Origin of the sequence: Stenotrophomonas sp. GD03819 (assembly GCF_029841665.1) — a bacterium.
Lineage (GTDB): Bacteria > Pseudomonadota > Gammaproteobacteria > Xanthomonadales > Xanthomonadaceae > Stenotrophomonas > Stenotrophomonas geniculata.
Window position 1 is genome coordinate 80,715 of record NZ_JAOCEW010000023.1, and the last position, 7,765, is coordinate 88,479.

Sequence of the window (7,765 nt, forward strand, 5' to 3'; positions counted from 1 at the left end):
CTCCGCCCGGAACGGGCATTGCCATCGCAGCCAGCGCCATCGGCCGACCTGGTACTCCAGGGTGCGCGCCCGCGCTTTCTCTTCCCGCCCACGCATGGAATCCTCCCTGGCAACGAAGCCACCGGTCGGAACGACTGCGGCACCCGGTCTGGCGCTGCAGTTCGATCCTAGATGGCACCTTCGAGCCCAACAACATGACGAAAGTCCCCATGAACTCTGTCACCACGTCGTTCATCGTCAACCTCGACGTGCCCGATCCTGCTGCCGCTGAAGCCTTCTACATCGAAGCCTTCGGCCTGCGGGTCGGCCGCCGTCTCGGACCAGAGGCAGTGGAACTGCTCGGCGGGCCAACGCCGCTGTACCTGCTGCAGAACGAAGCTGGCAGCGTCGCAACTGAAGATGGCGACGTACGCGACTACGAGCGCCACTGGACGCCACTGCACCTGGACTGGGTGGTGGATGACATCGAGGCCGCGCTGGCGCGTGCGGTTGCAGCCGGGGCGACACTCGAGCAGTCCGTGCGCGAGCGTCGCTGGGGCCGCATCGCCGTGCTGGCCGACCCGTTCGGCCACGGCTTCTGCCTGATCCAGTTCAGTGCTGAAGGCTACGACGCGCTGGTCGAATGACCGGCGCGCGGTTCACCACGGCAACGGTACCGCCTCGCCATTCGCGCGTTCGCCGTAGTACAGCGACGGCAGCAGCCGCGAGAGGAAACTGAACTCCGTGTAGCAGTGCTTGAGCAGGCCCAGGCCGACCGCATCGCCGGCATCGCGGTGCGGATCAGCGCCGTCCAGGCCCAGCACGAAGCGGCTGCGCAGCACACAGCCGAACGGCGTATCGCGTGCCACGTGCAGCATCTGCCCGTCGCAGGGATCACCGTTTGCATCCAGGCGCACGTGGTCGCCGAAGCCGATGCGCGCGGCAATCACCGCCGATACATCGCCGGCATCCTGTGCCGCCTGCAGGCGCTCTGGCACCAACAACGTGCGCGGATCATGGAACTTCAGGCGCGCCGCCACCGGCGGAATGTCGGCCAGCGATTCCACCGCATGGATGCTGGCACCGTGGTAGTTGCGCCCGCGCTGCCACGCCGCGTCCCAGCCGCGATGCTCGACATGATCAACCGGATGCCACCAGCGGATGTGCTGGGTGGTCTCGAAGAAGGTGAACCACCAGTCCAGCATGCGGCCCTTGCAGCCGTGCAGATCGGTACGCACCGCCACCAGCAGGGTGCCGTCTTCGCGGCGCTGGATGCCGGTCTCCAGGTGCATCGGCGCCGGGTCGAGCAGATCGTGGTGGTCCAGCCAGGCGCGTGCGTTCACAGCGGTATCCATCGGGGTCTCCTGCGGTGTTGGGAGATCCGACAATACGGAAACGTTATTCGTTTCGCAATTAGCCGGATGCGGTAAGATGGGGGCAATGAACAGCACGACCCTGTCCGAGTCCACAACGCCGACCCGCCGCCGCGGCCGCCCTGCGCGCCCGGAGGCGGAAGTCCGCCACGCGGTACTGCAGGCCACCCTGGAGCTGCTGCTGGCACAGGGTTACGAGGCCACCACCATCGAAGCGGTGGCGGCGCACGCCGGGGTGGCGAAGAAGACGGTGTATCGCCACGCCAGCAATCGCGAGGAACTGGTTGGGCTTGCGGTGCGCGAATGGACCGACGGCTTCGCGCCACAGTTGCAGCGCGATGCGCGCAATGCCGAAGAGGTCGTGCCGCTGTTGCAGGACATCCTGCAGGCGGTCTGCGCGCAGGCGCTGTCGGCGCAGGCGGTGCAGGTGTTCCGCCTGCTGGCCACCGATTTCCCCGGCAAGGACGCGCTGCTGCAGGCCTATCTGGACAATGGCATCGAACGCGGCCGAGCGCTGCTGGCTGACTGGCTGGCGCGGCAGCAGCAGCGCGGGCTGCTGCGCGAGGGAGATCCTGTTCGCATGGCGCGACTGATTCTGGCAATGGCCGTGGCCGAGCCGCTGCGCGAACGCGTGATCGGCGTGGTGGCCGAGGATGCGCCGGTGGAGGTGCACCTGCGTGAGTGCCTGGCGTTGTTGGCGCCGGTGTTGCGGGGGCCGTAGGGTTGCCCCATCCGCGCATGGACGACAGCGGTAGGTGCCGACCGTTGGTCGGCGCCACATCCTCCATCACAGCTCACTCGCGCAGCATATCCACGAACGCGCGCAGCGCACCGGGCATCTGCCGCTGCTTCGGGTAGTACAGCGCGAAGCCGGCGAACGGTTCGCTCCAGTCTTCCAGCACCGCCACCATCTGCCCCGAATCAATGTAGGGCCTTGCCGTGTCTTCCAGCACGTAGGCCAGGCCGATGCCATCAAGCACTGCACCCACGACGGTGCCCTGCTCACTCAACGTGAGCCGGCCCGGCACATCGATCTCCAGCGCTTGCCCGCTACGCTCGAACTGCCACTTGTAGAGATGCCCGCTGGCGAAGCGGAAGCGGATGCATTCGTGTGCCGCCAGGTCCCGCGGATGCTGTGGTGCCGGGTGTCGCCGCAGGTAGTCCGGCGAGCCGACAATCAGCCCGCGCAGCGGTGGCCCCATCGGCACCGCCACCATGTCCTCGGGCACGAACTCGTGCAGGCGCACGCCGGCGTCGTAGCCCTCGGCGACGATGTCGACCAGGCCATCGTTCTCGGTCAGCTCCACCCGCACGTCGGGGTGAGCGTGCAGGAAGCGCGCCAGTCGCGGCCCCAACTGGGTCGGTACCGCCGCGCGGGTGGCGTTGATGCGCAGCAGGCCGGCCGGGGCGGCACGGAATTGGTTCATCTCTTCCAGCGCGTCATGCACCTGGCCCAGCGCCGGCTGCAGGCGCTCCAGCAGGCGCTGCCCGGCCTCAGTCAGGGCCACGCTGCGGGTGGTGCGATGGAACAGGCCCACCCCCAACCGTTCTTCCAGCGCGCGGATCGCATAGCTCACTGCCGAGGTCGACAGCGCCAGCTCGGCACCGGCGCGGCGGAAGCTGCGGTGGCGGGCGACCGCGGCAAACGCGGCCAGGTGGGTGAGGTTGTCAGTGGCCATGATTGTGCAGTTCCACTTGATGAATCATGCCGATATCCGCGATTCCTGCCGCTGGGAACGGGGCGTATTGTAAAACGCCTTTCGATAAACCCTGCCAAGGATTCCCCATGTCCCTCGCCCGAGGTTACGCCGCCCATTCACATACCGACCCGCTGATTCCGTATGAGTTCGAACGCCGCGCGGTCGGCCCGGACGATGTGCGCATCGAGATCCTCTACAGCGGCATCTGCCACTCCGACCTGCACCAGGCCCGCGACGACTGGGGTGGCTCGATCTACCCGATGGTGCCGGGTCACGAGATCATCGGCCGCGTCACCGAGGTCGGCAGCAACGTCACCCGCTTCAAGGTCGGCGACCACGCCGGCGTGGGTTGCATGGTCGACTCCTGCCGCCACTGCGACGCCTGCCAGCACGACCTGGAGCAGTACTGCGCCGAGGGCGCGACCTGGACCTACAACGGCCGTGAACGCGAAACCGGCGCACCGACCTACGGCGGCTATTCCGACCACGTGGTGGTCGAGCAGCGCTTCGTGGTGAAGGTGTCCGACACCCTCGACCTGAAGGCGGCCGCCCCGCTGCTGTGCGCCGGCATCACCACGTGGTCGCCGCTGCGCCATTGGAAGGTCGGCCCGGGCCAGAAGGTCGGCGTGATCGGCCTCGGCGGCCTCGGCCACATGGGCGTGAAGTTCGCCAAGGCGCTCGGTGCGCACGTGGTGATGATCACCACCACCCCGGAAAAGGGCGCCGATGCCAAGCGCCTGGGCGCCGATGAGGTGCTGGTCTCGCGCGATGCGGCGCAGATGAAGGCGCACGCCGGCAGCTTCGACTTCCTGCTCAATACCATCCCGGTCAGCCATGACACCAACCCGTACATGGGCCTGCTCAAGCGCGAAGCCACCATGTGCCTGGTCGGCGTGCTGACCGAACTGGACCCGCCGTTGACCGGTGGCAGCGTGATCTTCGGCCGCAAGCACCTGACCGGCTCGGCGATCGGCGGCATGGCCGAGACCCAGGAAATGATGGACTTCTGTGCCGAGCACGGCATCGTCAGCGATGTGGAGATGATCGACATCAAGAACGTCAACGAAGCCTGGGAACGCATGGCGAAGAACGATGTGCGCTACCGCTTCGTGATCGACATGGCGACGATGAAGAACGCGGCCTGATCCAAGGCAGGTGTGAAAAAGAAAAACCCCGGCAGTGCCGGGGTTTTTCATCGCGTGCCGACCAAGGTCGGCACCCACCCAACATCATCAATACGCGAACTCGCGGAACACCGGATCGACGTCGTCGTGCCAGCGGCCATGGAACAGCGCCAGCTTACGCTCGGCCGGGGTCAGGCCGGATTCGACGATCTCCTGCAGCACGTCCAGGAACTTGCTCTCGTCCTGGCCGTCGGCATTGCGCGCCGCGCGGCGCTTGAGGCCTTCGACGGAAATCTTCACCGCCTCGCGGGCCAGGTCGCGCACGCTGCCACTGCGGAACGGCAGGTTCATCGCGTGCTTCGGCACGCCGTCGCGCAGTGCATGGCGCTCGGCCAGGGTGAAGTCACGCACCAGGTCCCAGGCGGCATCCAGTGCGGTGTCGTCGTACAGCAGGCCGACCCAGAACGCCGGCAGCGCGCACAGGCGGCTCCACGGGCCACCGTCGGCGCCGCGCATTTCCAGGTACTTCTTCAGGCGCACTTCCGGGAACGCGGTGGTCATGTGATCCGACCAGTCGCGCAGGGTCGGCAGCGCACCCGGCAGCACCGGCAGCCTGGCCTGCATGAAGTCGCGGAAGCTCTGTCCGCTGGCGTCGTGATAGATGCCATCGCGGTAGGAGAAGTACATCGGCACGTCGAGCAGGTAATCGACATAGCGCTCATAACCGAAGCCATCCTCGAACACGAAGTCGAGCATGCCGGTACGGTCGGCGTCGGTGTCGGTCCAGATGTGCGAGCGGTAGCTCAGGTAGCCATTCGGCTTGCCTTCGGTGAACGGCGAATCGGCAAACAGCGCGGTGGCGATCGGCTGCAGCGCCAGCGACACGCGGAACTTCTTCACCATGTCCGCTTCGGTGGCGTAGTCCAGGTTCACCTGCACCGTGCAGGTGCGGGTCATCATGTCCAGGCCGAGCGAGCCGACCTTGGGCATGTACGAGCGCATGATCTTGTAGCGGCCCTTCGGCATCCACGGCATCTCATCGCGCTTCCACTTCGGCTGGAAGCCCATGCCGAGGAAACCCAGCTGCAGTTCGCCGGCCACCTGCGCCACTTCGTTGAGGTGGGTGCCGGTCTCCACGCAGGTCTGGTGGATGGTCTCCAGCGCCGCTCCGGACAGTTCCAACTGACCGGCCGGCTCCAGCGTCACCGAGGCACCATCGCGCAGCAGGGCGATCGTGTTGCCGTTTTCCTGCATCGGCTCCCAGCCGAAGCGGACCAGGCCGTTGAGCAGGGCTTCGATGCCGCGCTCGCCCTCGAAGGTCGGTGGGCGCAGGTCATCCAGGCGGAACCCGAACTTCTCGTGCTCGGTGCCAATGCGCCACTGCGCGCGGGGCTTCTCGCCGGAGGCGATCACCTCCACCAGCTGCGAGCGGTCGGTAATGGGTGTATCGGCGACGTGGCTGGGGCTCGACAAGGGGAAGGCTCGCTGGACGGTGGCGGGGGATGTGGGGCTCGGAGCCTTCCATCGCAAGGGCGCACTATAGCGTGGCGACCCGTTGCGTCATGCGACGGAGACGGTTTTCAGCATCCTACCGACGCCCTCTTGACCCTCGTACACTCGGGGGCATGAGCCGCCATTCACGACACCCCGAACTGCACCGCTCCGAGCGCGTCGGCTGGCTGCGTGCCGCCGTGCTGGGGGCCAACGATGGCATCGTCTCGGTGGCCGGCCTGGTGGTCGGCGTAGCCGCCAGCGGCGCCTCCGCTGCGACCATCCTGGCCACCGGCGTGGCCGGCACCGTGGCCGGCGCGATGTCGATGGCCGCCGGCGAGTATGTCTCGGTGCAGACCCAGGCCGACACCGAAGACGCCGACCTGGCGATGGAAAAACGCGAACTGCACGAAGATCCGCACAGCGAGCTGGAAGAGCTGGCCGCGATCTACCGCCACCGTGGCCTGGAGCCGGCGCTGGCACGGCAGGTGGCCGAACAGCTCACCGCCCACGACGCACTGGGCGCCCACGCCCGCGACGAGCTGGGCATTACCGATACCCTGCGCGCCCGCCCGCTGCAGGCAGCGCTGGCCTCGGCCGGCGCCTTCACCTGCGGTGCGGCACTGCCGGTGCTGACCGCGCTGCTGGCGCCGGTCGACAAGGTCGCGATGATGACCACCGCCAGCACCCTGCTCGGCCTGTGCCTGACCGGCGCAATGGCAGCCCAGGCCGGCGGCGCACCGCCGGTACGCGGCGCGATCCGGGTGATGTTCTGGGGCGCGCTGGCGATGGCCGCAGCCGCCGGCGTCGGTCGCCTGCTCGGCGCACACGTGACATGACCGCCATGCTGCCCGCGGCTACCGCACTGCTGGCCGAGATGGCCAGTCTGGCCGGCTGCGAGCGCGCCGACGGCTATGCCTGCATCACCGCACGTCGCGAGCATGGCGCCAGCTCGGTGGAGATTCCGCAACCGCAGTTCGCGATCCTGCTGGAAGGCCGCAAGCAGGTGCGTACCGCTCATCAGTCTCTGGCGTTCGTTCCCGGCGACATCCTGCTGCTGACCCAGCGCTGCCGCATCGATGTGGTCAACACCCCCGACCCGCGCAGTGGCCGTTACCTCAGCGCCATCGTGCCGCTGTGTGCCGAAGTGCTGGCGGCCGCTCGCACGCTGTGGAGCGAGGGGCTTCCCGCGCCTGGCCAGGCGATGGCGCGGTTGCCGTTGATTGAACATGGCGGGGTACTGCGCCAATGGCGGCAATCGCTGCAGGACGGGCGTTACAGCGAAGCACGATTGGCGCTGGCCTCGCTGGTACTGACCCTGTGCCGGCAGGGCCACGGCAACCTGCTGCTGCCGCAGGCGCCGAGCCTGGGCGAACAGATCCGCGACCGCATCGCCGCCGAACCGGCACGCGACTGGCAGTCGCGCGATGTGGAAGAACAGTTCGCGCTGAGCGGCGCGACCCTGCGCCGCCGGCTCGCTGCCGAGGACACCAGCCTGCGCCAGCTGCTCACCGAGGCACGGCTGGCGCATGGCATGCAGCTGCTCTACACCACGGACCTGCCGTTGAAGACCGTGGCCGCACGCGCGGGCTATCGGTCTGCGGCGAGTTTCAGCAAGCGCTTCGCCGAGCAGTACGGGCTGGCTCCCACAGACATCTGAGGGGGTTCGGCAGGGCTGCGCCCTGCACCCGCCGAAGCGAGTGCAAGAGCCGTAGCAACAGCAACAGCATGCATTCCGTGGGATGGCGGGGCACTGTGGGTTTGCGGGGACGCCGTAAACCCCCAGGCCGGCCCAGCCGCTGGCGGCTGTGCGTTCGGGCGCTTGCGAAGCAGTGCTTCGCAAGCAAAGCGCCCTCACCCATGGGGGCTTGGTCGCCGCATCCATGCGGCTCACACCCCGCAAACCCACAGTACCCCGCCTTCGACAGATTCCGGCGGCTGTAGGTAGGTGTCGACCTTGGTCGACACATCTGTCAGATATCGAATGAGTCATCCACGCATGGCGTGGATCTACTGTGTCGACCAAGGTCGACACCCACCAAGGCAATACGTCGTTCCGACAGATCGCGGCCAACTGTCGAAGGCGGGGTGGGTCCGG

Annotated in this window: 8 protein-coding genes; 5 read left to right on the forward strand and 3 right to left on the reverse strand. The window is 67.4% G+C overall.

Annotation, left to right across the window (positions count from 1 at the left end; genetic code table 11):
* Positions 1–209: 209 nt before the first annotated feature.
* Positions 210–626, forward strand: coding sequence for a VOC family protein (locus tag N5D45_RS14810; protein ID WP_057503936.1), 417 nt, complete (start codon positions 210–212; stop codon positions 624–626).
* 12 nt (positions 627–638) lie between these two features.
* Here the strand turns inward: N5D45_RS14810 and N5D45_RS14815 are convergent, their stop codons facing one another.
* Positions 639–1,334, reverse strand: a complete 696-nt coding sequence (locus N5D45_RS14815) for a hydrolase (protein WP_197656904.1) — start codon at positions 1,332–1,334, stop codon at positions 639–641.
* Positions 1,335–1,410: 76 nt separating this feature from the next.
* On the opposite strand from N5D45_RS14815, the gene N5D45_RS14820 reads away from it, so the two are divergent.
* Positions 1,411–2,073, forward strand: a complete 663-nt coding sequence (locus N5D45_RS14820; protein ID WP_197656903.1) for a TetR/AcrR family transcriptional regulator — start codon at positions 1,411–1,413, stop codon at positions 2,071–2,073.
* Between the two features lie 73 nt (positions 2,074–2,146).
* On the opposite strand, the gene N5D45_RS14825 is transcribed toward N5D45_RS14820, so the two are convergent.
* A complete protein-coding gene (locus tag N5D45_RS14825; RefSeq protein WP_049411730.1) occupies positions 2,147–3,031 on the reverse strand; it encodes a LysR family transcriptional regulator in 885 nt (294 codons plus the stop codon).
* Between the two features lie 107 nt (positions 3,032–3,138).
* On the opposite strand from N5D45_RS14825, the gene N5D45_RS14830 reads away from it, so the two are divergent.
* Entirely contained in the window at positions 3,139–4,197 is a 1,059-nt protein-coding gene (locus N5D45_RS14830; protein ID WP_279939230.1) for an NAD(P)-dependent alcohol dehydrogenase, read from the forward strand.
* Positions 4,198–4,284: 87 nt separating this feature from the next.
* On the opposite strand, the gene N5D45_RS14835 is transcribed toward N5D45_RS14830, so the two are convergent.
* Positions 4,285–5,649 (reverse strand): glutamate--cysteine ligase, encoded by a 1,365-nt coding sequence (locus tag N5D45_RS14835; protein WP_279939231.1) that lies wholly within the window; start codon positions 5,647–5,649, stop codon positions 4,285–4,287.
* Between the two features lie 152 nt (positions 5,650–5,801).
* Here N5D45_RS14835 and N5D45_RS14840 point away from each other — a divergent pair, with 152 nt between their 5' ends.
* Complete coding sequence (locus N5D45_RS14840; RefSeq protein WP_032129894.1) at positions 5,802–6,506, forward strand: VIT family protein; 705 nt, start codon at positions 5,802–5,804, stop codon at positions 6,504–6,506.
* A complete protein-coding gene (locus N5D45_RS14845) occupies positions 6,503–7,327 on the forward strand; it encodes a helix-turn-helix transcriptional regulator (protein ID WP_279939232.1) in 825 nt (274 codons plus the stop codon). The genes N5D45_RS14840 and N5D45_RS14845 overlap by 4 nt, the downstream gene beginning before the upstream one ends.
* Positions 7,328–7,765: the final 438 nt, after the last annotated feature.